Raw genomic sequence first — 240 nt, 5'->3', positions numbered from 1 at the left:
TGCACTCAATAAACACCGCATCCCCCAACCCCCGCACCACCTCATCAAACCGCACCCGCTCCCGCAAATTCGTAAACCAATACTCCGCATCCAACCCCGCCGTATCAAACAACCCACCCGTCACCGAAGAATAAAACGGCACCCGACCCGACCCCGGCACCAACCCCGCAAGGTCTTCGAGAATCTGATCGCGGATCGCATCCACCTGAGCCGAATGCGACGCATAATCCACCGGAACCC

Annotated in this window: 1 protein-coding gene; it reads right to left on the bottom strand. The window is 58.8% G+C overall.

The annotated features are described in order from the left end of the window. Positions 1 to 240 (bottom strand): acyltransferase domain-containing protein (locus tag RM779_RS33565; RefSeq protein WP_311621570.1); only part of this gene is annotated, 240 nt, incomplete at both ends.

It is taken from the genome of Streptomyces johnsoniae (genome assembly GCF_031845565.1).
Taxonomy (GTDB): domain Bacteria; phylum Actinomycetota; class Actinomycetes; order Streptomycetales; family Streptomycetaceae; genus Streptomyces; species Streptomyces johnsoniae.
Note: the sequence above shows the minus strand (reverse complement) of the source record. Positions and strands in the feature narration are given on the sequence as shown.